This window comes from Microbulbifer maximicatervae (SeqCode), assembly GCF_056231245.1.
Genome location: NZ_CP174334.1, coordinates 4,208,353 through 4,230,643 on the forward strand (window position 1 = coordinate 4,208,353; position 22,291 = coordinate 4,230,643).

Consider the following 22,291-nt stretch of genomic DNA (forward strand, 5'->3'; position numbering starts at 1 on the left):
AGTCACAAATAATTTATGAGGAATTTTTTACTGTTCCAGTCATGCTAAGCAATGCCCTCCACCACTCCTAGCACGACTCTTTAGAATGACATCGCTGTCACGCAATTTTTCTCTTTTGAAACCATTTACCAAGGAGCTGGGTTCTATCCGGCCATTTCCTCCTGTACAAAATATATACAGTGCAATTTTATTGTTCTTTATATCTTAAAATTAATCCATTTTTTTATTTTCTGTAAATAACCCGCCAATTCATACGGCTTTTTCTCGCTTTGCAGGAAAAAGTTGATACCTCAGGAATCGCCGGTAATATAGCCAGCGTTGATTAAATATTGATCAACGATTTCCAAACAAACTTGGAAATTTCACAAGCAGCCCTTGGCTTGTGACCATTTATGACCTGGAGGTAATGGGACATGATGAAACAGACTCTGCGAAATACTGCCTTTTTTATTGCTGCCTTGCTCGCTATCGGTGTAAGCGTTAATGCCTCAGCAGCACTTAAGAAAACCATGATTGTTGACGCAACTGCTTACAACTCTGTACCCGGACAAACTGACAGTGATCCCTGGGTAGCAGCTTGGAACAACCGCCTGCGCCCCGGTGACAAAATTATCGCCGTATCCCGTGACCTGGAAAAACACGGTCTGACTAACGGCGCCAAAGTTAAAATTGAAGGTCTGCCTGGCACCTATACCGTGCGCGACCGTATGAACAAGCGTTTTACTAACCGAATCGATGTTTGGATGGAGAAAGACATTAAGAAAGCCCGCGCCTGGGGCAAGAAAAAACTGAAGATTGTTTTTGAACCCGTAAAGTAATTAGACCTAATTTCAACAGAGCTTGTGACCCCGCCCTCCAGCGGGGTTTTTTTATTGTTAAAAGAATTTATATCTAATCCACCAAAAAGCAATCAGGGTTCCATCTCCATTAAAAACCCTTCTAGCTCTGTACAATTTGAATTTCCGATATAAAACAGGCTCGGCTGCTGGTTCTCGGTATAGCGATGTTTTAATCCATCCTCGCCAATTAATATTAAGTATTCTGATTTTACCCAGCGCTCACCCTCCCTGTATTCCGTTAGCCATAAAAGCGATGGCTGCCCCTCGTGACAGAGCCCATAAAACATGCGGGTTTTTTCCACCAGTTTCTTGGTCATGTAATCTAGATAGCGGCCGGGATAGGTATAGCGATCAGCCTCAATACCAATTTTCTCTGGGTTTATCCCCATATCGGCGCGGCCAACTCTCTGTATATAAATTGCCAGGTTCTCGTCGCAATCGAGACAATGGCGCCCGGCAACGATGGCATAGCCACTCAATTCGGAGATAAGTCGGGCTTCTTTCAGGTCAGTGGTGAGCAGCTGTCGATTGGAAAGGCGGATGCTCTCTGCGGATACCAGTGGACTTAATATAGTCACCAGCAGAATAAGGTAGCGCAGGTTCATGGGGAGGGTAACCGCAGGTTAGGTAGTACCGCCGGAGACCTGGATTCCACCATTGTCTCGCGGCGGCACTGTGATTGGGTGTGCTGTTACACAGTCGCGATTCCCTTCTCACATTAACCATAGCAGTTTGAACAGATGTCAGCCGACTTTTGCCACAACTCCCGCTGGGAATTGCCAGTCAGCCGATTCACCCTGAAGAGGACTTACCAGCTGCCGTCGGCTTCCTGAACTGGCCCAACAAAGGTAGCGATCCCCTCCTCTTTAAGAGCATCGAGCGCTTCGTCCAGTGCTTCCCGCTCAGTCTCAAACGCATCTTCCCAAACGGTTGAGTTGTTGTGTTCATCGACGATTTCAAGCAGCCAGCCGCCCTCACCATCTTCATAAATATCGATCTGGACGGAAACCTCGCCCTCCCGATAGATCTGGCTCAACTCCGACTCTTTCGGTGCAAACTCTTCGCCCATGGGATTCGCCTCGCTGTGACCTTGAAATTTCGGCCAGAACTTTGACAACTTGCGGCCCGGCGGTCAACTACAAATCCCTTTTCTTGCAGATGCGGACCGCCTGCTTACTGTACGACAAGCTCCTTTTTTTGCGATAAAATGCGCGGCGATTTTTTCTGCTCCGGATTTGCGATCCGGCCCGCAACTGAGGAAGTACCATGAACCAATTTGTTGTCTGTGCACTGTATAAGTTCGTTACCCTTGAGAACTTTGAAACGCTTCGCGCCCCTCTGCTGGAGGTGATGCAAGAAAACAGTGTTCGCGGCACCCTGCTGTTGGCCCAAGAGGGTATCAATGGCACCGTAGCCGGCTCCCGCGAAGGTATCGACGCGGTATTAGCCCATTTGAAGTCAGACAAGCGCCTCGCCGACCTGGACTACAAAGAGTCCATCACCCAGGCAATGCCCTTCCTGCGCAGCAAAGTGAAGCTAAAGAAGGAAATTGTCACCATGGGTGTAGAGGGTATTGACCCACTGCGCACCGTCGGCACCTATGTCAAACCCAAAGACTGGAATGCCCTGATCAGCGATCCAGAAGTTGTTGTCGTCGACACCCGCAATGACTATGAATTCCAGGTCGGTACTTTCAAGAATTCCATCAACCCGGAAACTGAGACTTTCCGCGAGTTCCCACAGTACGTAAAAGAGAATATGGACCCGGCCAAGCATAAGAAGGTCGCCATGTTCTGCACCGGCGGTATCCGCTGCGAGAAGTCCACAGCCTATATGAAAGAGCAGGGCTTCGAAGAGGTGTATCACCTCCACGGCGGTATTTTGAAGTACCTGGAAGAAGTCCCCGCAGAAGAATCCCTGTGGGAAGGCGAGTGCTTTGTTTTCGATGAGCGGGTGACAGTCAACCACAACCTGGAACGCGGCAAATACGATCAATGCAACGCATGCCGCATGCCCATCACAGAGGAAGACCAGCAGTCTCCCCTGTTCGAGCAGGGCGTAAGCTGCCCGCACTGCCACGACAAGGTGCCTGAAGCCGACCGAGCCCGTTTCCGCGAGCGCGAAAAGCAAATTCAGCTAGCCAAACAGCGCGGTGAAGTACACATTGGCCAGGACGCCCGCGCGCAAACCGTCTCCCGCCGCGAGCAAAAGAGAGAGGAGCGTCGCCGCCAGGCTGAAGCCCAACAGGCGCGCAACCAGCAGGCCTAACTCCTCCCCTAGAGAGCAAGAGGCTGAGGTGCGCCCTTTATCTGGGCTAGCCAGGCCTCTGCCTCGGCCTCCACAACGAACTCCCTAGAACTGAGCCTGCACAGGCAGGAGCCATGGCTGGGCAGCGGACAGGTCCAGCGCCCTCGCGGATGTAACACCGCGATAAATGCCCGTCGCAGTACAGGGTTCTCAGCAATAAAGTGAATAAACTTCTGGTGCTCCTCCAGTGTGGTTTTGCTGCGCGCATAACGCAGGTCGAGTAGTACACGTAGGGGTTTTCGGTGGCGATACTTTTCCACCAGTAGTGCAATGGCTTCTATTTTGTCCTTATACCCCACCGGACCAAAAAAAAGCACACGCGCTATTCCACCCGCCGGCCGATAGCTAATATGAAAATTCATTGATAACAGCACCCGTGCGCTTGTCTTTTTTATTTTTATCGACTACAGCTTCCGCAATGCCTCTTTTTATTGTCTTACCTGTATTGAAAACGCGAAATAAGGCAGACTTTTTTCTCGTACACTCCTGATATTTACTTCTACCTCAACGGCAACCCAACATCCGTATAAAGGGTTTGACGTTTGTCGGCGAAAATACTGCACCTGTAAACCCGTTTTAATACCCTCAGCCCCAACTACATTTAATAAGCGACAAAAAACCTGCAAATACTGCCACCTAAAAATCATAAGCGGTCTATATCGCAAAAAAATATCGGCTTTATGATTTTTAAAGCAATAAGTAACTAGTACGATCAAAATACCCCTGTTTTTTACCAGGTAATTCTGTGAAATATTTTGAAACTTCTAATTTACCCAGGGCGCGACAGAAGTGGGCTATCGCTAAAAGGAAATCTGTACCATAAAACAAGGAACAAACTAGTACGGCTTACTTCAATGAGGGACACCGGGCTGCATCAATATAGAAATATTGGAGCCCGGTAAAAACAGAAAAACAAAGAAAATTATTTCTTTGTGATCAATATCGCGAATGGGTTCAACTTATTTCGATTTCCGGCATATCGCTGTCATCACTGCTGTTTAACCAGATCTGGGCAGCAGCCTTGCGGGCAATTTCGCAATAAAAACCAGCAATTTCACTATCTGGATCGGAAATAACACTGGGTTGCCCGCTATCCACATCGGCGCGGATTTTCTGTGCCAGCGGAAGCTCTCCCAGTAAATGGGTATCGTACTCTGCAGCGATTCGCTCACCGCCACCGGTACCGAAAATTGGCTCGCTGTGACCACACTTGGAACAAGTATGCAGCGCCATATTTTCCACAATACCCAGCACAGGTACCGATACCTTGCGGAACATCTCCACGCCCTTAATGGCATCTTTTAGTGCCAGGTCTTGAGGGGTAGTTACAATTACCGCACCGGCCAATGTAGTTTTCTGTGCCAGCGTCAATTGAATATCCCCGGTACCCGGGGGCATATCCACAACCAGGTAATCAAGCCCATCCCGACTTTCCCCCCACAGGGTTTGACTGAGAATCTGGTTGAGCGCGCCGCTGGCCATAGGCCCGCGCCATACCGCTGGGGTCTCCTCGGTCATCAGGTACCCCAGAGACATTGTCTCTATTCCGTGAGCCTCTACCGGCACAAAGAATTTCTGTTCTTTCACATGCGGGCGCTGGTCTTCAGTTCCCAGCATGGTGGGCAGGCTCGGGCCGTAGATATCAGCATCCAACAAACCAACCCGGGCACCTTCCGCCGCCAGGGCCAGGGCCAGATTGACCGCAGTCGTGGACTTGCCAACCCCGCCTTTGCCCGACGCCACAGCAACAATGTTTTTTACCTTCGCCAGAGTTTCCGGCGCCCCGGAAGTCGGCGTAGCGGGAATATCGCTGAACAGCTCAAACTGTAACTTGGAGCCTTTGAGGGGCCCGGCTTTCAACAGCGGCTGACAGCTCTCCTCCACCCGCTGGAGCCAATCTGCCTCCTGGCTGGCACACGGATATCCCAGGGTAATCCCGGCGAAAACAGTTTCGTCCTCATACCCAACTTCAATTTCTGCGTCCAAATCATCCAGCGGCAAGCCACTGGCAGGATCATGCAACTGGCCGAGGCACTCCGCCAGTCGCTCCAGTTCAGCCTGAACTTCCTGTGACAGCTCGTCATGATCGTGATGATGATCGCTCACGGTATCTCCCTCTCAGCGCTTCTAGATTGGCTCGCATTGTGTCGGATGACGCGGCCTAACACCAGCCACAGCAGCCAAACAAGGATTCACATAAGCCAGCTTGATCCCTCCACGACATAGTGCAAATCTGCTATATTCCGCGGTCTTTTGACGATCTTCGGCCCACTCTCCGTGAGTCCCTGGCCGCAACCCCACAGCGATGGAAAAACCGATGTCCGATACGCGCAACATTCTCGTCACCAGCGCACTGCCCTATGCCAATGGCTCCCTACATCTGGGCCATGTGCTCGAATATATCCAAACCGATATTTGGGCCCGCTTTCAGCGTGCGCGCGGTAATAACTGCCTGTATATCTGTGCCGACGATGCTCACGGCACTGCAATTATGCTGAAGGCTGAACAACTGGGCCTGACCCCGGAACAGCATATCGCCAATATGCAGGCAGAACACGAGCGCGACTTCGCCGACTTCCTAATTGGTGTAGACAACTACCACTCCACCCATTCAGAGGAAAACCGCGAGCTGTCGGCAATGATCTACCGCCGCCTCAGCGAAAACGGCCACATCGCATCGCGCACTATTACCCAGGCTTTCGATCCAGAGAAACAGCTTTTCCTGGCGGATCGCTATATCAAGGGAACCTGCCCCCGCTGCAGCACGCCCGACCAGTATGGTGATAACTGTGAAGCCTGTGGCGCCACCTACAGCCCTACCGAACTGATCGATCCGGTATCAGCAATCTCCGGCGCCACTCCGATAGAAAAGGAGTCAGAGCACTTCTTCTTTACCCTGCCCGCATTCACCGAATACCTGCGCGAGTGGACCCGCTCCGGCACTCTCCAGGATGAAGTAGCCAACAAGCTGGCCGAATGGCTGGAAGAGGGCCTGCAAGAGTGGGATATTTCCCGCGACGCCCCTTACTTCGGTTTCGAAATTCCCGATGCGCCGGGCAAATATTTCTACGTGTGGCTCGACGCTCCCATTGGCTATATGGCCAGTCTCAAAAACTACTGCGACAGCAAAGGGCTGGACTGGCAGGAGTACTGGAAAAAAGACAGCGACGCCGAGGTCTACCACTTTATCGGCAAGGATATCGTCAACTTCCACGCACTCTTTTGGCCAGCCATGCTGGACTCAGCGGACTTCCGCACCCCCAATAAAGTTTGCGTACACGGCTTCCTTACCGTAAACGGTAAGAAGATGTCCAAGTCCCGCGGCACCTTTATCAATGCCCGCAACTACCTGGATCACTTGAGCCCTGAGTATTTGCGCTACTATTTCGCCGCCAAACTGACCGGTGGCGTCGATGACCTGGACCTGAACCTGGATGACTTTATCGCCAAGGTGAACTCTGACCTGGTGGGTAAAGTAGTCAATATCGCCTCTCGCACCGCCAAGTTTGTCAGCAAGTCCGGTGGCAAGCTGGCCAGCGAACTGGCCGACGAACAATTGTGGAACCAATTTGTAGAAGCGGCTCCACGAATTGCTGAGTATTACGAGCAGCGAGAATACGCCCGTGCCATGCGCGACATTATGGCTTTGGCCGACGCCGCCAATGCCTGGATCGCCGACAAGGCTCCCTGGTCCCTTGCCAAGCAGGCGGGCACCGAAGCTGAGGTTCTGGCTATTTGCTCCCAGGGTGTGAATATGTTCCGCGCCCTGATCACCTGGCTCGCCCCGGTATTGCCCAACACTGCACAAAAAGCGGCGGAGTTCCTCAACAGTGAGCTGGATTGGAACAGCGCAACCAAACCGCTGACAGATCACGAAATCAAGAAGTTCAAGCCGCTGCTGCAACGGGTGGAGAAAACCCAGGTAGATGCGGTTATGGATGCGGCTGCGGAATCCCTGGCCCAGCTACAAGCGGAAACCAAAGCTGCTACCGGCCCTCTGGCGGAGGACCCCATTGCTGAGGAAATCCAGTTTGATGACTTCGCCAAAGTAGACTTGAGGATCGCCCTGATCGCCAAAGCTGAGCATGTTGAAGGCGCCGGTAAACTGCTGCGCTTAACCCTGGACCTGGGCGGCGAAACCCGCCAGGTATTTGCCGGTATTAAAAGCGCCTACGCCCCTGAAGACCTGGAAGGTAAGCACACCGTTATGGTCGCTAACCTGGCGCCGCGTAAAATGCGCTTTGGTGTCAGTGAGGGTATGGTTCTGGCAGCGGGCCCCGGAGGTAAGGACCTGTGGATACTGGAGCCCCACGAGGGCGCCAAACCCGGTATGCGCGTAATGTAATTTCCCTGCGCTAACGCAGGGAAACTGCAATCAAGCCGGCACACACCAGCCCCACTCCCAGCAGCTGGGGCCTGTGTGCCGGCTCCTTGAGTAACCAGACCGCCAAACCCACGCCCAGGGGAATACTCAACTGCCTTAGGGCGACTACATAACTCACATTTTCAGTCATTGTCATCGCCAGCAGTACCAGGCCGTAAGTCGCTCCCATCATGGCACCGGTCAGAGCCCCGACCTTCAAATCCCGAAAACTTTGGATCAATGGCGCAGTGCCACTCTGCCCCAGGCACCCCAGAAGCAGCCATACACCACAGGCGAGAAACTGCATCCCCAAATAGCTGTAGGCCAGAACAAGCGCAGGGATAGTGCCTCCCGCAGCATCCCCCAGGTAAATCAGCGCCCCTTTATCCGCCAGTGAATAGCCCACAGTGCCAATGGCTGCTACCAGCGCCCAGGCGCAGTCCGCGCGCCAATAAGCTCTCCAGTGCCACTCGCGGAAATACACCAGCGGTACCAGCAGGCAGCCAATTGTCACCAACAGCATTCCCACCCAGGCGAGTGGAGGCAACGATTGCCCCAACAATACCGTTGCCAGTGCAACCAGCAATACCGGCAATGCTCGAGCAACGGGATAGACCAATCCCATATTGGCTCGCTGGTAGGCGAGGGATAAGCCCCCCATATAAATCATTTGAAAAAAACCACTACCGATAAGGAGGATCCAAAAACTTCGCGGGAGTGAATCAACCTGATATAGCAACCAAAAATTTAGCGGTAAAAGAAAAATTCCAACACTGAGAGTCGCGATACAAAAAAAGGCGGGAGTTGGTGTGCGGGACTTCCCCAGTAAATTCCAACCCGCGTGTAGAAATGCAGAAATTAAAACAAGACTGGCAGCGGTAAACGATATTCCCATAGAGGCCCTCTTCAATTGCGACAGAAAGGCCCCGACAAACCAACCGTAGCCACGAATATGCGCAGTTAAGGCCGCTGGCCAGCAGAGTTTTGCATTCCTTCTTCACTGCCGTAGCATGTCCACCACACTGCAAATCTATCGAGGAGATGTCATGCGCGGCGTATTTCTGGACACTTTGACAATGAAGCTTGAGGAGCTGGATACCTCGGCCCTAACAAATAGTCTAGACCAGTGGGACTTCTATGAAACGACTCCCGCCGAAAAAGTCGCGGAGCGAATCGCCGAGGCCGAGGTGGTAATAACCAATAAAGTCATAATAAGCCGCACATTATTGGAGCAGGCCAGCAAATTAAAAATGATTTGTGTTTGTGCAACCGGTACAAATAACATCGATCTCGCCGCCGCACAGGAATTAAATATTCCGGTGTACAACGTTAAAGGTTATGCGGGGGCTTCTGTACCACAGCACACTCTTGCCCTGATCCTGGCTCTTGCTTCCAAGTGGCACCGCTATCACAACGATGTTTTTGCCGGACGCTGGAGCCAATCTACAATTTTTTGCCTGCTCGATCACCCAGTGGTTGAACTCGCAGGAAAAACACTCGGTATCATTGGCTTTGGTGCCCTCGGGCAGAAGGTGGCAAAACTGGGGGAAGCCCTGGACATGCGGGTACTGGTGGCTGAATCATTTAGCGGCACACCTGCTGAAGGCAGGACGCCACTGCAACAATTGTGTGCAGAGTCCGATGTCATCAGTCTGCACTGCCCGCTCACAGAAGAAACCGATCAGCTGGTAGACGAGCAATTCATCGCCGCGATGAAACCCGGCGCACTCCTGGTCAATACGGCTCGGGGCGGACTGGTCAATGAACAGGCACTGGCGGATGCTTTGCGCAGTGGACACCTTGGGGGGGCGGCGCTGGATGTCCTCAGCCAGGAGCCCCCACCCGCCAGTCACCCACTATTGGACAGAGATATCCCCAATTTGATTATCACCCCCCACAACGCCTGGATCAGCCGTGAATCACGCCAGCGCCTACTCAACGGGGTCGTAGAGAATATTGAAACCTGGAAAAGTGAGAGTACCAGCCATCCATAAACAACTCGCTTTTATCTAACCCAAGCCATCTCAGGCATCTGCCGGTCCGAGGACTAATCCCCTCTGTGAACTCAGGCCGGCTTTTGCCGTTTGAAACTACGACCGGGCCCGAACAGCTGCCAGCCATAGTCCAAGATCAGTAGCAGAGACAGGGACTTTTTCCTGCAAAAATCGCGTGAAAAAAACCCCTTTTTCAAGTGGGAATTACCACGCGGGACTATAGACTTCCTCGGCAATTAAACCCCGAGAGGAGAAACCTGATGGCAACCGCAAGATCTCCACATACGAACTCCAGTAGGGAGAAGCTGCAACAGGCCTATAATCTTGCTGGAGAGGCCGCTTCACAAGCTGCTGGCAGCTTGAAAGAGAGGGCCCGGACCTCTGTAGAGTCCCAGAGACAACGTGCCACCGATGTAATGGAAAAAGCGGAGTCCTCACTTCGGGAGCGCCCCATTCTCGCTGTTGGCTGTGCATTTGTTGTTGGCTGGGCAATTGCGAAGCTCTTTAAGTAACGCTTCTCTCTTTTTTTCGACTGGTAAGGACACCCCCTGATGGGCAATGAAAAAAAGTCCCAAGCGTCTGGCGAGAATGCCGATTCCGCTGCGCAGGAGCGCAGCCCGGGTCAGTCTTCACCTTCTCCCTCAGGGAAAGACTCTGATGGAGAAGGTGAAAATAGCCTTGAAGCTACCCTTGCTCGTGCCGAGGCAACACTGACCCTACTGACTGCCTGGTTGGCTAATATTCAAAAGCTATTCCAGCTGGAGTTGGATAGAACGATTGCAGCCGGCAAGCGTATTGTTGCCCTGCAACTGATGTTACTGCCTCTAAGTGCGGCCCTCATCGTCAGTCTCTGTGGAGGCGTTGGGCTGATTGCCTACTATTTTTCCCAGTCTATTTATTTGGCATTTCTGGTATTTATTCTTATCCAGGTCGCTATTTTGGCGGGAGCTATCGTTTATCAAAAGAAGCTGGTGCCCCTACTGGGTTTTGAAGAGACCAAGCGACAAGTTAAAGAGGCTTTAAACGATGTCACTGAAGTCTTTAAATAAACAGATCGAACAATGCAGCCGGGATACGGAGCGACAGCGGCTCAGTGTATTGGCAATCGTAAATCAGCAACAGCAAGATGTTCAGCAGCGTTTACAGGGAATTCCCCTGCCATTGGTTTTAGGCCTGGCTTTAATCGCCGGCTTCGCGGCGGAAAAATTATGGCAATTGCCCCGCACCTCACAGGTGGTTCAGTTTATGCTGTCTATGAGGGCTTTTTAGCCGACGCTACTCTTTATATAAATATTAATTCAACGGCCACTTCTAAAAAGAGGGGCACCGGAAAATAACCTTAGAAAATAGATACTGGCACATCCTTGTGCCAGCCTTACCTATTAATACCCTGTATTAATCAACATCCTTATCGGTCACTTTATCTTGGGTGTTATTGTCAAAATCACCAGCGCTGTGGCGCTCATGTAGTTGTTCGCTGGGCTCACCCCAGGTTCGATTGACCATTCGTCCGCGCTTTACTGCTGGCCGCTCTGCAATTTCCCCCACCCAACGATTGAGATTTTTATAACTCTGGGTATCGAGAAATTCCGCCGCACTATAAGCTTCATTGCGCACCAGAGCCCCATACCAGGGCCAGATCGCAATATCGGCGATGGTATAAGTCCTTCCCGCCACATACGGATGCTTTGCCAGCTGTTGGTCCAATACGTCCAACTGGCGCTTTACTTCCATAGCAAATCGGTTGATCGGGTATTCATATTTTTCCGGTGCATAGGCATAAAAGTGTCCAAAGCCTCCCCCCAGGTAAGGGGCCGAGCCCATCTGCCAGAAGAGCCAATTCAAAGCCTCGGTGCGCTGCTCGGGCGTATGAGGCAAGAAGACATTAAACTTTTCCGCCAGGTAAAGCAGTATGGAGCCACTCTCAAATACCCGGATTGGTGGCGTAGTGCTGTGATCCACTAAGACCGGAATCTTGGAATTTGGGTTTGCCTCTACAAAACCACTGCCAAACTGCTCTCCTTCAGTAATACGGACTAAATGGGCATCGTATTCGGCTCCCTCAAACCCGAGTTCCAATAACTCTTCTAACATCACCGTCGCTTTAACCCCGTTCGGCGTGGCCAAAGAATAGAGCTGCATCGGGTGCTGCCCCTGCGGCAGCGCTTTATCATGGGTCGCACCCGCTACCGGCCGATTGATACTGGCAAAAGCGCCCCCGCTTTCCTTATCCCACTGCCAAACCTTGGGGGGAGTGTAGGTTTCGTTCGACATTAAACTGCTCCAACTGAATTTAAGGTTGCTCTCAAGCAAAAACACGCATGCCGCGTCAATATACTGTATTGCCTCTACCCCACGCTTAACACCAAGTACCAAACTGGGTTACCCATCTTGTACCTATCGTTTCAAATTGGCAAAGGTACTGCAAATAGTATCCACAAAGACCTCCACCTTTACTCCAAGTGGAATCCTTTTGATCCAGAGGTGGCCCTTTGTCGGCCCTTTTCCCCTGCCACCCTCCTCACGAGTTGAAGCCCCCAAGCGACTCAACCATAATAGCCGCCCTGCGCGGCATTCGACGGTGCTCACAAGGAAGGTGCTAGTCTCACCTTAACCCTGCCGACGCCATTGCCGCTGTTCGCGCCACTCCGCCCTCGGGCTTTAACCGGACCTGTTATGACCGAATTTGCCGTCATTCTGCTCAGCACCATCTTGGTCAATAATTATGTGTTAGTGCAGTTTCTCGGCCTGTGCCCGTTTATGGGAGTCTCCAATAAACTGGAGACCGCTGTGGGTATGGCCGGCGCTACCACCTTTGTACTTACTTTGGCCTCTATTTGTTCATACCTGGTCAACACCTATCTGTTGGCCCCTTTTGGTATTGAAGATCTTCGCACCATCTCATTTATTCTGGTGATTGCTGTCGTCGTACAGTTCACACAGATGTTTATCCAGAAGACCAGCCCCTTGATGTACAAGGTGCTAGGCGTTTTTCTACCGCTGATCACTACCAACTGTGCCGTGTTGGGTGTCGCCCTGCAGAACACTATGAAAGCGCATACTTTTATACAATCCACTCTTTACGGATTTGGCGCAGCAGTGGGTTTCTCCCTGGTATTAATCTTGTTCTCCTCGATGCGCGAGCGCCTCTTTGCCGCCGATGTCCCGCTGCCATTTCGCGGCGCCGCAATCGGTATGGTCACTGCCGGACTGATGTCGCTGGCATTTATGGGCTTTAGCGGTCTGGTATAGGGTTTCGAAATGCTGGACTGGATTTCACAAATTTCTTCTCCCCTGCTGGTGCTCGGTGGCATGGCATTGGTATTCGGTGCCCTGCTGGGTTTCGCAGCCGTTCGCTTCCGGGTGGAGGGTGACCCGCTCGTTGAGCAGGTCGATGCGCTGTTGCCACAGACTCAATGTGGCCAGTGTGGCTACCCCGGCTGTCGCCCCTACGCAGAAGCGATAGTGCACGGCGATACCATCAACAAGTGCCCCCCCGGCGGGCAGGCCACTATCAATGAGTTGGCCAATCTGCTGGATATAGAGCCCATGCCATTGGACGCCGAGCACGGTATTGAAGATGTAAAAAAAGTGGCATTTATCCGCGAGGCAGAGTGCATCGGTTGCACCAAATGTATTCAGGCCTGCCCGGTAGATGCCATTGCGGGCGCCGCCAAATATATGCACACGGTGATCACCGATGAGTGCACAGGATGTGACCTTTGTGTCGAACCCTGCCCCGTTGACTGTATCGATATGGTTCCCCTGGAAACCGCTTTACAGGATTGGCACCCACACAAGCCCAGCGATAGCTCGGTGCTGATTGCCAGCGATCGCCGCACTATTCAAGAACATACCGGGGGAGGCGCGGTTTGAACCCCGTAGATAGCAAGACCAAGCAAAGAGAGGCCGTTCAGGAGAGACGCGCAGCCCGCGAGGCACAACTGATTGCCAGTGAAAAAGCGCGCGAGCTGCGCCCCAACGACTTCCCCGGCGGAGTGCACCCTCCCGAGAACAAACACCAGAGTACCGGTGAGCCTATAGGAGTGATCCCCCTCGCCGAGGACTTGATCGTACCACTGCTACAGCACTCTGGTACCACCGCCATACCGCTGGTGAACCTCGGTGATAAGGTATTAAAGGGACAAAAGATTGCCGAGGCCGACGGTTTCATTAGCTGTCCAGTGCATGCTCCCAGCTCCGGCAGGGTTATGGCCATTGAACCCTATCCAGTGCCACACCCTTCGGGTCTGCTGGAGGACTGCATTGTCATTCGCACAGACGGCGACGATGCCTGGTGCGATCTCACCCCCTGCGAAGATTACCTTCAGGTTTCACCGATAGAGCTTCTGGACAAGATCCGCGACTGCGGTATTGCCGGCATGGGCGGTGCAGGGTTTCCAACCGCTGTGAAGCTAGACCCTCACGGCGGCGCCGAAATTGATACTTTGATTATCAATGGCACAGAGTGTGAACCCTATATTACTGCCGACGATATGCTTATGCGGGAGCGTGCCGACGAAATTATCGCCGGCGTGGAAATTCTTGCCCATATCCTCGACCAGCCCGAACGGGTATTGATTGGTATTGAAGACAATAAGCCCAAAGCTATCCGCGCGATGCGCAAAGCCGTTGAAGGCACCCGTTTCGATATCGTGGTATTCCCCACAAAGTATCCGTCCGGCGGCGAAAAACAGCTGATCCAAATCCTTACCGGCCGAGAAGTGCCCAACAAAGGGCTACCGGCCAATGTGGGGATTGTATGCCAGAATGTCGGCACTGCTCGCGCGGTATATCGCGCGATTCGATTTGGCGAACCCCTGATCAGCCGAGTGACGACTGTTGTCGGCAAAGCGCTGGAGCAGCAGCGCAATATCGATGTACCTATCGGCACTCCCATAGAACATATCCTCAAATACCACGGTGTCCATCGGGGCCTGATGCAAAAGGTGATCATCGGCGGTCCGATGATGGGTTATACGATTGACGATCAACGCGCTCCAATCGTGAAAACCACCAACTGCCTGCTGGTACCGACCCGTGAGGAGCTACCGCCAGCACCGGTGGCCCAAGCTTGTATTCGCTGCGGTTTTTGCGCAGAGGCATGCCCGGCTTCGCTGCTACCGCAACAACTCTATTGGTATGCCCGCGCCGACGAACGGGAGAAGCTACAGGCCTATAACCTGTTTGACTGTATCGAGTGCGGTGCCTGCTCTTACGTCTGCCCCAGTACAATTCCCCTGGTTCAGTACTATCGCGCTGCCAAAGGTGCAATTCGCACTGCTGAAGCGGAAAAAGAGAAGTCCGATCGCGCACGCGATCGTTTCGAATTCCGCAAGTTGCGCCTTGAAAAAGCTGAAAAAGAGAAAGAAGCAAAACGCGAAGCCCGGCGCAAAGCCGCTGAACAAGCTCGCCAGCAAAGGGAACAAAACCCTGAATCTCCGACAGCCAAAGCTGAGAAGCAGGAAGCAGATGTTGTCGCCGCCGCCCTGGCGCGAGTTAAGTCCCGCCAGGAGGATCCTAAGCAGCTTTTGGCCCGCGCCCAGCGTACTTTCTCCAGTGCCGAGAGCCGGGTGGAACGCATGCGCAATAAACTGGAAGCTGCCGATGAGAGCCAGCGCGACCAATTGGCAGCGCAACTCAAAGCTGCTGAAGTGAAATTGCAGGAAGCACAACACAAGTTGACCCTTGCCGAACGACGCGCCGATAGGGATACCGCCCGGGAGCCCAACCAGGAAGAAACCAATGCAGCTGTGCGGGCAATTACCAAAGCCCGTGCCTCCGCAGAGGCGCGGGCCCAGATGAGTGACGCCGACAGACTTGCTGCAGATATCGAGGCACTGCGCAAGCGCGTCGCCAAAGCTGAGACTCGCCTGCAAAAGGCTCGGGATGAAGATGATACTAATCTGGGCGCATTCGAAAGCGCCTTGGAGAAGCTACAAAAGAAACTGGAAGACAAAATGCGCGAACACAAAGCAGCACAGGACGGAAAGCAATAATGTCTCTGATGCGCGCCACCTCCCCTCACGCCCGCTCCGGCAATGACACCACTAAAGTCATGCTACAAGTCGCCGCGGCCACCATACCCGGTGTGCTGGCGATGGTGATTTATTTCGGTATCGGAGTACTGATCAATATTGCCCTGTGCACAATCACAGCGCTTCTGTGTGAAGCAGCGGTAATGAGATTACGCGGCAGGCCGGCAGCATTCTATCTGCGGGATTGCAGTGCTTTTGTAACTGCACTGCTGCTCGGTATCGCGCTTCCAGCCTACTGTGCCTGGTGGCTGCCGATAGTGGGCACTGCGGTGGCTATTGTCCTGGCCAAGCATCTTTATGGCGGTATGGGGTACAACCCATTTAACCCCGCAATGGTGGGCTATGTTGTCCTGCTGATTAGTTTCCCGGTAGATATGACCCGCTGGGTGGGAGCTGCAGAGGTTATCGGCGGGACACCTAGCCTGGAAGAGGCCTTCTCTCTGGTAATCGGTACCTACAATGTCGATGGTTTTACCCGCGCTACACCGCTGGAAATCGTGCGGTTAAACGAGTCAGTGCTTCTCTCCCAGCTCTATGAAATGGAGCCGGTCCTCAATAAAGGCACATTTGCTGGAGTCGGTTGGGAAACCGTCAGCTTCGGATTCCTATTAGGTGGGCTGTTCTTACTATTTCGCGGCATTATTACCTGGCATGCACCGGTTGCCATGCTCGCCACCCTCACTCTGATTTCCCTGTTTTTCTACGACAGCGGCAGTTCCTTGTCAGAGGGATCCCCCGTACTGCATTTATTTTCTGGGGCCACCATGTTTGGGGCCTTCTTTATTATTACCGACCCTGTCAGCGGTGCCACCAGTAACCGGGGCCGCCTGATTTTTGGGGCCGGTGTGGGGCTGCTCACTTATGTAATCCGGGCCTGGGGCACTTACCCCGATGCGGTGGCTTTTGCTGTATTGCTGATGAACTTTGCAACACCAACCATTGATAACTACACGCTTCCACGGACCTATGGCCACAAGGGCTCCCGCCGCGCTACCGACCTGGAGGAGAGCTGATGCTTAAACAGTCAATGGCCTCCAATGCCGCCGTTCTCACTCTTATCGCCCTGGTCACTGCAGGTACACTCGCAGTGACCCAAATTACGACTAAAGAACCGATTGAGAGAGCTATCCGGGAAGCTTCGGCGAAAGCGCTACTGGAAATTATTCCATTGGAACGCCACAGTAATGACATGTTGGTAGACACCTATCCAATTCCAAAACCTTACTGGAATCAGCTAGGCCTGCAACAAGGTGGAGATATCAATCTCGCGCGGGAAGAGGACGGAAAAGTCTCCGCAGTCATTGTGCCCGCAGTCACACCGGATGGATATTCCGGCCCGATAAAAATACTCGTTGGTGTGAATCGCGATGGCACTATTGCTGGCGTCAGGGTAACAAGCCACACAGAAACTCCGGGGCTGGGCGATAAAGTCGAGCTGAAAAAAAGTAACTGGGTGCTCCAGTTTGACGGCCTGTCACTAAAAAATCCGCCCTCAGCCGATTGGAAGGTACAAAAGGATGGCGGCGTTTTTGATGAATTTACTGGCGCAACAATTACTCCTCGCGCTGTTGTCAATGAAGTGCACCAGGTGCTTGAGTTTGTAGCCCAGCACCACGAACAAATATTTAATGCGCCAATGTCCAAGCGAGCGGTAGAGATTGAGAACTCTGAAATCGACTCGGAACAAGTACCTGCGGCGGTTGAGGAGCAGAACTGATGGCAACTCCCGGCTACACAGAAATCGCCCAAAATGGGCTGTGGAAAAATAACCCCGCGCTGGTGCAATTGCTTGGCCTCTGTCCCCTGCTGGCGGTCACCGGTTCCGTAGTGAACGGCATCGGCCTCGGTTTGGCCACTACCGGAGTTCTCACCTGCTCCAACCTTGCGGTCTCCCTAATCCGACGACAAATTCCGGATACTGTCCGTTTACCAGCCTCCGTTATGATCATCGCCACCTTCGTTACCTGCGTTGAGCTATTGATGAAGGCTTATACCTACGAGCTTTACTTGGTGCTAGGTATTTTTATCCCGCTAATCGTAACCAACTGTGCGATCCTCGGGCGAGCAGATGCTTTTGCCAGTAAAAACCCCGTGCTTCCGTCCTTGGCAGATGGATTTATGATGGGTATAGGTTTCACTGCAGTACTCATCGCCATTGGCGCAGTCAGAGAAATTCTTGGCCAAGGCACGCTATTTTCAGATATGGACTTGTTATTTGGTTCAATGGCAAAAGATTGGGGTATTTCCATTTTTGGCAGTGACTATCCAGGCGTTCTTGTTGCCGTGCTTCCTCCCGGTGCATTCCTTGTCGCCGGCTTATTGATCGCAGCAAAAAACGCCATTGATATCGGTATTGAAAGACATAAAAGCCAGAAAGTTAAGATCATTCCAGGCTCAAAGCGCGTACGTGTTACCGGAAAAATCTCTTAAGATAAGCAGCAGCTAACCAATTTAATTCTGCAATTGAATGGCTATTTATCCTGCCAATCGATTGCAGAACTTAATTTTTTCACCAAAAGCCAAAATGTGAACCTCCTCACTAATCTGTATCTTGCGGATTTTTCATCTTTCACTTTTTCAGTATGATGAGATACATCATCAAATCCCCACTTTTTTACATTTATTGCGCTGTACCAGTGCAATATTCGTGTAATCGAATGTAATAGCATTATTCCCTTTTTTTAATTTTGTTTGGCTAGAATGGCACGGCCGACCAGCTTCACCTTGCTATCGGCGCCAACGCAATAAGACAGGGATAATGCTATGACTGTAGACACTGGAAAGTCTGAATTGGTCTACCACGGCCGCCGGGCCCAACGCGCAGATAGCCGTCTGCGGCGCAAGGCGATTCTAGAGGCCACCCTGAGACTGATCGTTAAAGAAGGTATCCGCGGCATCAGGCACCGTGCAGTCGCCCGCGAAGCTAACGTTCCTCTCGCGGCTACTACTTATTATTTCAAAGACCTGAATGACCTGATCAGCGATTCATTTACTTATTTTGTTGAGCAGGGACTCGAGGCTACACGCCAACTGCATGAAGAGAGTTTTAGTGCGGCACGTAATTTATCCGCACAGGAACGGGCATCACATAGCAGTCGTAAACTGCTGATTCAACAATTGACCCGTTTTATTCTTACTCATGTTCGCACCCAGGCTGAAGACCGGGATCGCAGATTGGTTGAACTGGCATTCCGCAATGAAGCGCTTCGCAATGAGCAGCTGACCCGCGCGGTGCGGATGGCCAATCACGCCAGAGAGTCAATGATTAAGGAATTCTTCCAATTACTGGGTCTAGCGGATTCTGAAGCGGCTGCACAAATTGCTCACGGTACGATCCTGAACCTTGAGTATGAAATTTTGAGTGGTGCTATTGCTATCGACTCACCGCTGTTGGAACGCACCGTCACCTTGATGATCAACGGATTAATTCCAGCGGCAACAGTTGTTGCTGAAACTGCAGCATACGGCTGAATCTTTCTGAATTACTCGTCTCCAGGAAACGGGTATGGAGTTGTCCCCTCCATACCCAACTCCTCTTCACATAGCTCTTTCCAGATAGCTTCCAATAAAGATTAAGTGCAGCTTCCCGGTAGGGAGCTTACCCACTGCTTTAGTAATTCAACGCCCTCTGTATGCACCACGCTTCTACCTAATTCAGGCATCATGGCCCCAGGCGCGGTAGACTCTACACGAAAATTCAAAATAGAATTTTCAGGCTCTCCCGGTACTATTGCGAATAAATGCCCTCCACTGCCTGTACCCGCAGCAATAGGCGGTTTACATAGCCCAAGTTTGCGCCAATCAGTTTCGCTATGATGCAACATAAGCCCTGAGGTATCTGCCGGCCCAGTGGGATTGTGGCAGTGGCCACAATTGATATCCAAATATGCCCTGGCGCGATCTTCCAGCGACACAGTCGCATCGTAAATATTGGCATTTCTCGGCAAACTTTTCAGATCAGGCAGTCCACGTAAATAGCCGGCCTTTTGCCAAAACAGCAATTGATTTTCTACTCCACTACGGTAGGGAAAGTCTTTATTCAGATGTCGAGCCTTAGGGCCGAGAGGAGAAATGGCTTTTTCAGTAAACTTTTCTGCATGACAACCAGCACATTGATTGGCGTCAGGTACTACATAACTAAGGTTTTCCTGCTGTCCGTTCAGGCTAACCAACTGAAAACTTTTCACATCTCCAGCAATCTCAAGAGTTGCCTCAGTCTGCTCTTTATTCCAGACATAGGGCAGCGCCTGCCAATTTTCCTGCCTGCGTATTAAAAGCCGTGTCTCAACGAGACGGACACGATTTAAATCAAGTGCCTGCCCAAAGCTCCCCTCAACATAATCCGCAGAGAAGTCATCGGTACGACGAACTACACCACTACTCTCCTGTGGATAGTAAAATGTCTTGCTTAGGATAGTTCCGACAGGGTAATTAAACTGTTCTTCTCCGTAGGTTGCAAAAGCCCCCTCAGGCAGCCAGACAGTTCTGAACTTATGAGCATAATCGGTAAATAACCCCGTATTTAAATCGTAAGGTAATGCTCTTTCCGCAGGGAAGAGCACACCTTTCTCCAGCCTCAATAAATTCCATGCACTGAGTTTTTCGGGTACCTCTTCTACTGGAAATAAATGAACATCCTTTTTGTATGATTCACACCCTGCAAGGCCAACCAATAATATAAGACTCCAAATAGAGTAGATAAGCTTCCTACTTATTTGATTATTATTCTTCATTAGCTACCTCTATCACTGCCAAATGGTCTTCATTTTCCTGCTTTGAATCAAAGTCTAAAACTACTTTGGCAAGCTTTTCCAAATGACACTGATGAGGTTCTATATCCGTGGATATATTCTTATACTCATTTCCAAAATCTATATTGAGAATTCCTGCAGGCTCGTTATCAATACATAACTTTAATGCTTCAGGTATTTGACCATCCACCAGTTTACTTTGATCAACCACTCCATCCCAAAGAATATCCGGCAATGCACCTGATATTCCAAACATAGCTAACTTCAGAGCTTTTAACTTAAGATGATCTGGCGATGTACCACCGCCAGAAAAGTTATTGGCATAGATATAGATCCCCTCTGGGTATGGGTCAAAATCAGACTGCGTAGACTTATCACTATAGTATCCAGCCGTAAAATAGCTGCTGATCAATATGTTAGCAGTATCATTATCAGAAATATCATTTTCAAAAATCTCCACCCGATCATTCGAGTTAATAACCACCCCAGATCCTGCTGGCACGGCAGCAACCGGCGTGCCCTCATGACCAAAATTTCCAGTATTATTATTCTTTATCTGGTTATTGTAGATACGTGTACTGTGCCCTGGCTGCGGAAGATTAGGCATATTAAAAACAAGAATTCCCCCAGTGTTATTCACAGCAATATTGTTGTAAACATCTGCACCGATCGTATTCTCGACCTCAATACCCGCCACATTAAATTCTGCGCGGCTATTGCGAACAATAACATTCCGCGACTGACCGACATAAATCCCTGCATCTGAAGCGCCAATGGCTACCACACCATCGATTAAAGTATTTTCAGTCTGTACAGGATAAATACCATAGGCACCATTTTGGGTAGACGGACCATTGGTCCATTCAACACGAACATCCCTGATGATAATGTTTTTGCCCTCATTAATTTTCAGGGCATCGCCTATGGTATCCTCAATAGCCAACCCCTCAATAGTAAAGTTACTGGCATTAACTAATATCCCCTCAGCACCCTGAATTTGCCCCTCAAAGGAGAGGACAGATTTATCCATGCCAGCTCCACGTAGCGTTACCCCATCAGTATTCAGGGATAAACTACGATTGATATGGAATTTACCCTCAGGAATAGTAATAACATCACCAGTCTTTGCGGATATCAGTTTTTTTAGTAGTTGCTTTTGAAAATCAACCTTACTGGAACTGTCCTCAACTCTGGATTCAGGCCGTTCAGAACATCCAACGGGTACTATTAAAGCCAGAATTACTCCCATATTCGCTAAAGTCTTCATAGCCACACCTTTTATATAAATTATTGTCAATTGAGCTACTCAAACCTCAAATTGGCACTACTGTACCAATTTAAAGGTGAAAACAGGACTAAATACACACTTTGATACTATCCAACCAACACCTCGTTATCAAGGCGCTATTATTAGTACAGAAGACAACCCTAGAAATTCATTTAAGCGCCATACTCTCAAAAACAAAAACCACTTATTGAAATCAAGATGGCCAGCACTTCAATTAAAAAATGTCAGTTTTTGTGTTTTCTTATTTACGTATTCTGCTCACTTGACGCTGCTGCCGAAATGATAGCGATACAGATCTCTGCTCCTAATGGATCAAACCTCTACACAGAACAACCTATCGATAAAAGTACAGATATCAAAGGAAGCGAGCCTATCTATATCAAAATATCATCAACTCAATATCAAGCAATAAAGTGCAAAGGCCCGTGGGGCGCTACAAAGTACAAAAAATGGATGACGGAGGGGCCTGGTTTCAAGCTCTACCAAAGTGATAAGCAGCTGCTCATTCAGGTTGTTGAACACCGAGTAATTAGCGCTGACATAGCCATTAACTCCATGAGCATACATTGCATGGACGCAGAACCTAAACAAGTTATTAAATCAATAGCGGAGATAGTGATCGAAAGATCAATAAATTCAGAAGAAATACTAGAGTTTGATAACGGGTATAAATTATCTTACCAGTACTCAATTACAAAAGGAACGCCGTAA

Annotated in this window: 23 protein-coding genes; 15 read left to right on the forward strand and 8 right to left on the reverse strand. The window is 50.8% G+C overall.

Annotation, left to right across the window (positions count from 1 at the left end; genetic code table 11):
- Positions 1–413 precede the first annotated feature (413 nt).
- Positions 414–818 carry a 3D domain-containing protein gene (locus ACJJIS_RS18415; RefSeq protein ID WP_238152122.1) on the forward strand — a complete coding sequence of 135 codons (405 nt, stop codon included), beginning with the start codon at positions 414–416 and terminating at the stop codon, positions 816–818.
- A gap of 92 nt (positions 819–910) precedes the next feature.
- Here the strand turns inward: ACJJIS_RS18415 and ACJJIS_RS18420 are convergent, their stop codons facing one another.
- Together ACJJIS_RS18420 and ACJJIS_RS18425 are read right to left on the reverse strand one after the other, a co-directional pair.
- On the reverse strand, positions 911–1,444 hold the full coding sequence (locus tag ACJJIS_RS18420) for a hypothetical protein (RefSeq protein WP_444918988.1): 534 nt from the start codon (positions 1,442–1,444) through the stop codon (positions 911–913).
- A 203-nt stretch (positions 1,445–1,647) separates the two neighbouring features.
- Entirely contained in the window at positions 1,648–1,908 is a 261-nt protein-coding gene (locus tag ACJJIS_RS18425; RefSeq protein ID WP_108731798.1) for a hypothetical protein, read from the reverse strand.
- 197 nt (positions 1,909–2,105) lie between these two features.
- Between ACJJIS_RS18425 and trhO the strand changes: the two genes are divergently transcribed.
- A complete protein-coding gene (gene trhO / locus ACJJIS_RS18430; protein WP_445360480.1) occupies positions 2,106–3,107 on the forward strand; it encodes an oxygen-dependent tRNA uridine(34) hydroxylase TrhO in 1,002 nt (333 codons plus the stop codon).
- A gap of 8 nt (positions 3,108–3,115) precedes the next feature.
- Here trhO and ACJJIS_RS18435 read toward each other — a convergent pair whose 3' ends face one another.
- Together ACJJIS_RS18435 and apbC are read right to left on the reverse strand one after the other, a co-directional pair.
- Positions 3,116–3,508 (reverse strand): hypothetical protein, encoded by a 393-nt coding sequence (locus ACJJIS_RS18435; protein ID WP_445360481.1) that lies wholly within the window; start codon positions 3,506–3,508, stop codon positions 3,116–3,118.
- A 592-nt stretch (positions 3,509–4,100) separates the two neighbouring features.
- Positions 4,101–5,252, reverse strand: a complete 1,152-nt coding sequence (gene apbC / locus ACJJIS_RS18440) for an iron-sulfur cluster carrier protein ApbC (RefSeq protein ID WP_444914753.1) — start codon at positions 5,250–5,252, stop codon at positions 4,101–4,103.
- A gap of 211 nt (positions 5,253–5,463) precedes the next feature.
- Between apbC and metG the strand changes: the two genes are divergently transcribed.
- Positions 5,464–7,491 (forward strand): methionine--tRNA ligase, encoded by a 2,028-nt coding sequence (metG, locus tag ACJJIS_RS18445; protein ID WP_444918986.1) that lies wholly within the window; start codon positions 5,464–5,466, stop codon positions 7,489–7,491.
- Between the two features lie 10 nt (positions 7,492–7,501).
- On the opposite strand, the gene ACJJIS_RS18450 is transcribed toward metG, so the two are convergent.
- A complete protein-coding gene (locus tag ACJJIS_RS18450) occupies positions 7,502–8,404 on the reverse strand; it encodes an EamA family transporter (RefSeq protein WP_444906413.1) in 903 nt (300 codons plus the stop codon).
- A 151-nt stretch (positions 8,405–8,555) separates the two neighbouring features.
- Here ACJJIS_RS18450 and ACJJIS_RS18455 point away from each other — a divergent pair, with 151 nt between their 5' ends.
- The 4 genes from ACJJIS_RS18455 to ACJJIS_RS18470 all read left to right on the forward strand — a co-directional run bounded on the left by ACJJIS_RS18455 (position 8,556) and on the right by ACJJIS_RS18470 (position 10,772).
- Positions 8,556–9,503 carry a D-2-hydroxyacid dehydrogenase gene (locus tag ACJJIS_RS18455; RefSeq protein ID WP_282934264.1) on the forward strand — a complete coding sequence of 316 codons (948 nt, stop codon included), beginning with the start codon at positions 8,556–8,558 and terminating at the stop codon, positions 9,501–9,503.
- A 260-nt stretch (positions 9,504–9,763) separates the two neighbouring features.
- Positions 9,764–10,015: a hypothetical protein gene (locus ACJJIS_RS18460; RefSeq protein WP_282934265.1), complete on the forward strand. Its 252-nt coding sequence runs from the start codon at positions 9,764–9,766 to the stop codon at positions 10,013–10,015.
- Between the two features lie 39 nt (positions 10,016–10,054).
- The gene (locus tag ACJJIS_RS18465; protein WP_413664388.1) at positions 10,055–10,552 is read left to right on the forward strand and encodes a hypothetical protein; all 498 of its coding nucleotides are present in this window, start codon (positions 10,055–10,057) and stop codon (positions 10,550–10,552) included.
- Positions 10,530–10,772 (forward strand): hypothetical protein, encoded by a 243-nt coding sequence (locus ACJJIS_RS18470; protein ID WP_413664387.1) that lies wholly within the window; start codon positions 10,530–10,532, stop codon positions 10,770–10,772. The genes ACJJIS_RS18465 and ACJJIS_RS18470 overlap by 23 nt, the downstream gene beginning before the upstream one ends.
- Positions 10,773–10,898: 126 nt before the next feature.
- On the opposite strand, the gene yghU is transcribed toward ACJJIS_RS18470, so the two are convergent.
- The gene (gene yghU / locus ACJJIS_RS18475; RefSeq protein ID WP_444918984.1) at positions 10,899–11,777 is read right to left on the reverse strand and encodes a glutathione-dependent disulfide-bond oxidoreductase; all 879 of its coding nucleotides are present in this window, start codon (positions 11,775–11,777) and stop codon (positions 10,899–10,901) included.
- 402 nt (positions 11,778–12,179) lie between these two features.
- Here yghU and rsxA point away from each other — a divergent pair, with 402 nt between their 5' ends.
- The 7 genes from rsxA (at position 12,180) to ACJJIS_RS18510 (ending at position 19,012) form a co-directional block, all read left to right on the forward strand.
- Positions 12,180–12,755, forward strand: a complete 576-nt coding sequence (gene rsxA, locus ACJJIS_RS18480; protein WP_108731788.1) for an electron transport complex subunit RsxA — start codon at positions 12,180–12,182, stop codon at positions 12,753–12,755.
- A 9-nt stretch (positions 12,756–12,764) separates the two neighbouring features.
- A complete protein-coding gene (gene rsxB / locus ACJJIS_RS18485) occupies positions 12,765–13,379 on the forward strand; it encodes an electron transport complex subunit RsxB (RefSeq protein ID WP_444934880.1) in 615 nt (204 codons plus the stop codon).
- Positions 13,380–13,450: 71 nt separating this feature from the next.
- Positions 13,451–15,502 (forward strand): electron transport complex subunit RsxC, encoded by a 2,052-nt coding sequence (gene rsxC / locus ACJJIS_RS18490; RefSeq protein WP_475710372.1) that lies wholly within the window; start codon positions 13,451–13,453, stop codon positions 15,500–15,502.
- On the forward strand, positions 15,502–16,554 hold the full coding sequence (locus tag ACJJIS_RS18495) for an RnfABCDGE type electron transport complex subunit D (protein ID WP_444906414.1): 1,053 nt from the start codon (positions 15,502–15,504) through the stop codon (positions 16,552–16,554). Before rsxC ends, ACJJIS_RS18495 begins: the two co-directional genes overlap by 1 nt.
- Positions 16,554–17,258, forward strand: coding sequence for an electron transport complex subunit RsxG (gene rsxG / locus ACJJIS_RS18500; RefSeq protein ID WP_413664384.1), 705 nt, complete (start codon positions 16,554–16,556; stop codon positions 17,256–17,258). Before ACJJIS_RS18495 ends, rsxG begins: the two co-directional genes overlap by 1 nt.
- Positions 17,258–17,971: an electron transport complex subunit E gene (locus tag ACJJIS_RS18505; RefSeq protein ID WP_282934271.1), complete on the forward strand. Its 714-nt coding sequence runs from the start codon at positions 17,258–17,260 to the stop codon at positions 17,969–17,971. Before rsxG ends, ACJJIS_RS18505 begins: the two co-directional genes overlap by 1 nt.
- Positions 17,972–18,304: 333 nt before the next feature.
- Positions 18,305–19,012, forward strand: coding sequence for a TetR/AcrR family transcriptional regulator (locus ACJJIS_RS18510; protein ID WP_282934272.1), 708 nt, complete (start codon positions 18,305–18,307; stop codon positions 19,010–19,012).
- Positions 19,013–19,113: 101 nt separating this feature from the next.
- Here the strand turns inward: ACJJIS_RS18510 and ACJJIS_RS18515 are convergent, their stop codons facing one another.
- Both ACJJIS_RS18515 and ACJJIS_RS18520 read right to left on the reverse strand, forming a co-directional pair.
- Complete coding sequence (locus ACJJIS_RS18515; RefSeq protein ID WP_475708779.1) at positions 19,114–20,274, reverse strand: SO2930 family diheme c-type cytochrome; 1,161 nt, start codon at positions 20,272–20,274, stop codon at positions 19,114–19,116.
- The gene (locus ACJJIS_RS18520) at positions 20,264–21,559 is read right to left on the reverse strand and encodes a parallel beta-helix domain-containing protein (protein WP_475708780.1); all 1,296 of its coding nucleotides are present in this window, start codon (positions 21,557–21,559) and stop codon (positions 20,264–20,266) included. The genes ACJJIS_RS18515 and ACJJIS_RS18520 overlap by 11 nt, the downstream gene beginning before the upstream one ends.
- A gap of 219 nt (positions 21,560–21,778) precedes the next feature.
- Here ACJJIS_RS18520 and ACJJIS_RS18525 point away from each other — a divergent pair, with 219 nt between their 5' ends.
- Positions 21,779–22,291, forward strand: coding sequence for a hypothetical protein (locus ACJJIS_RS18525; RefSeq protein ID WP_475708781.1), 513 nt, complete (start codon positions 21,779–21,781; stop codon positions 22,289–22,291).

Bases quoted from the DNA above. Each gene is read 5' to 3' on its own strand.
- ACJJIS_RS18435 (WP_445360481.1), bottom strand. From the start codon at position 3,508: ATGAATTTTCATATTAGCTATCGGCCGGCGGGTGGAATAGCGCGTGTG.
- ACJJIS_RS18520 (WP_475708780.1), bottom strand. From the start codon at position 21,559: ATGAAGACTTTAGCGAATATGGGAGTAATTCTGGCTTTAATAGTACCC.
- ACJJIS_RS18505 (WP_282934271.1), top strand. From the start codon at position 17,258: ATGGCAACTCCCGGCTACACAGAAATCGCCCAAAATGGGCTGTGGAAA.
- ACJJIS_RS18450 (WP_444906413.1), bottom strand. From the start codon at position 8,404: ATGGGAATATCGTTTACCGCTGCCAGTCTTGTTTTAATTTCTGCATTT.
- rsxB (WP_444934880.1), top strand. From the start codon at position 12,765: ATGCTGGACTGGATTTCACAAATTTCTTCTCCCCTGCTGGTGCTCGGT.
- yghU (WP_444918984.1), bottom strand. From the start codon at position 11,777: ATGTCGAACGAAACCTACACTCCCCCCAAGGTTTGGCAGTGGGATAAG.
- ACJJIS_RS18470 (WP_413664387.1), top strand. From the start codon at position 10,530: ATGTCACTGAAGTCTTTAAATAAACAGATCGAACAATGCAGCCGGGAT.
- ACJJIS_RS18465 (WP_413664388.1), top strand. From the start codon at position 10,055: ATGGGCAATGAAAAAAAGTCCCAAGCGTCTGGCGAGAATGCCGATTCC.
- rsxG (WP_413664384.1), top strand. From the start codon at position 16,554: ATGCTTAAACAGTCAATGGCCTCCAATGCCGCCGTTCTCACTCTTATC.
- ACJJIS_RS18415 (WP_238152122.1), top strand. From the start codon at position 414: ATGATGAAACAGACTCTGCGAAATACTGCCTTTTTTATTGCTGCCTTG.
- ACJJIS_RS18420 (WP_444918988.1), bottom strand. From the start codon at position 1,444: ATGAACCTGCGCTACCTTATTCTGCTGGTGACTATATTAAGTCCACTG.
- ACJJIS_RS18455 (WP_282934264.1), top strand. From the start codon at position 8,556: ATGCGCGGCGTATTTCTGGACACTTTGACAATGAAGCTTGAGGAGCTG.
- ACJJIS_RS18525 (WP_475708781.1), top strand. From the start codon at position 21,779: ATGGCCAGCACTTCAATTAAAAAATGTCAGTTTTTGTGTTTTCTTATT.
- rsxA (WP_108731788.1), top strand. From the start codon at position 12,180: ATGACCGAATTTGCCGTCATTCTGCTCAGCACCATCTTGGTCAATAAT.
- ACJJIS_RS18495 (WP_444906414.1), top strand. From the start codon at position 15,502: ATGTCTCTGATGCGCGCCACCTCCCCTCACGCCCGCTCCGGCAATGAC.
- metG (WP_444918986.1), top strand. From the start codon at position 5,464: ATGTCCGATACGCGCAACATTCTCGTCACCAGCGCACTGCCCTATGCC.
- ACJJIS_RS18515 (WP_475708779.1), bottom strand. From the start codon at position 20,274: ATGAAGAATAATAATCAAATAAGTAGGAAGCTTATCTACTCTATTTGG.
- ACJJIS_RS18460 (WP_282934265.1), top strand. From the start codon at position 9,764: ATGGCAACCGCAAGATCTCCACATACGAACTCCAGTAGGGAGAAGCTG.
- ACJJIS_RS18510 (WP_282934272.1), top strand. From the start codon at position 18,305: ATGACTGTAGACACTGGAAAGTCTGAATTGGTCTACCACGGCCGCCGG.
- trhO (WP_445360480.1), top strand. From the start codon at position 2,106: ATGAACCAATTTGTTGTCTGTGCACTGTATAAGTTCGTTACCCTTGAG.
- ACJJIS_RS18425 (WP_108731798.1), bottom strand. From the start codon at position 1,908: ATGGGCGAAGAGTTTGCACCGAAAGAGTCGGAGTTGAGCCAGATCTAT.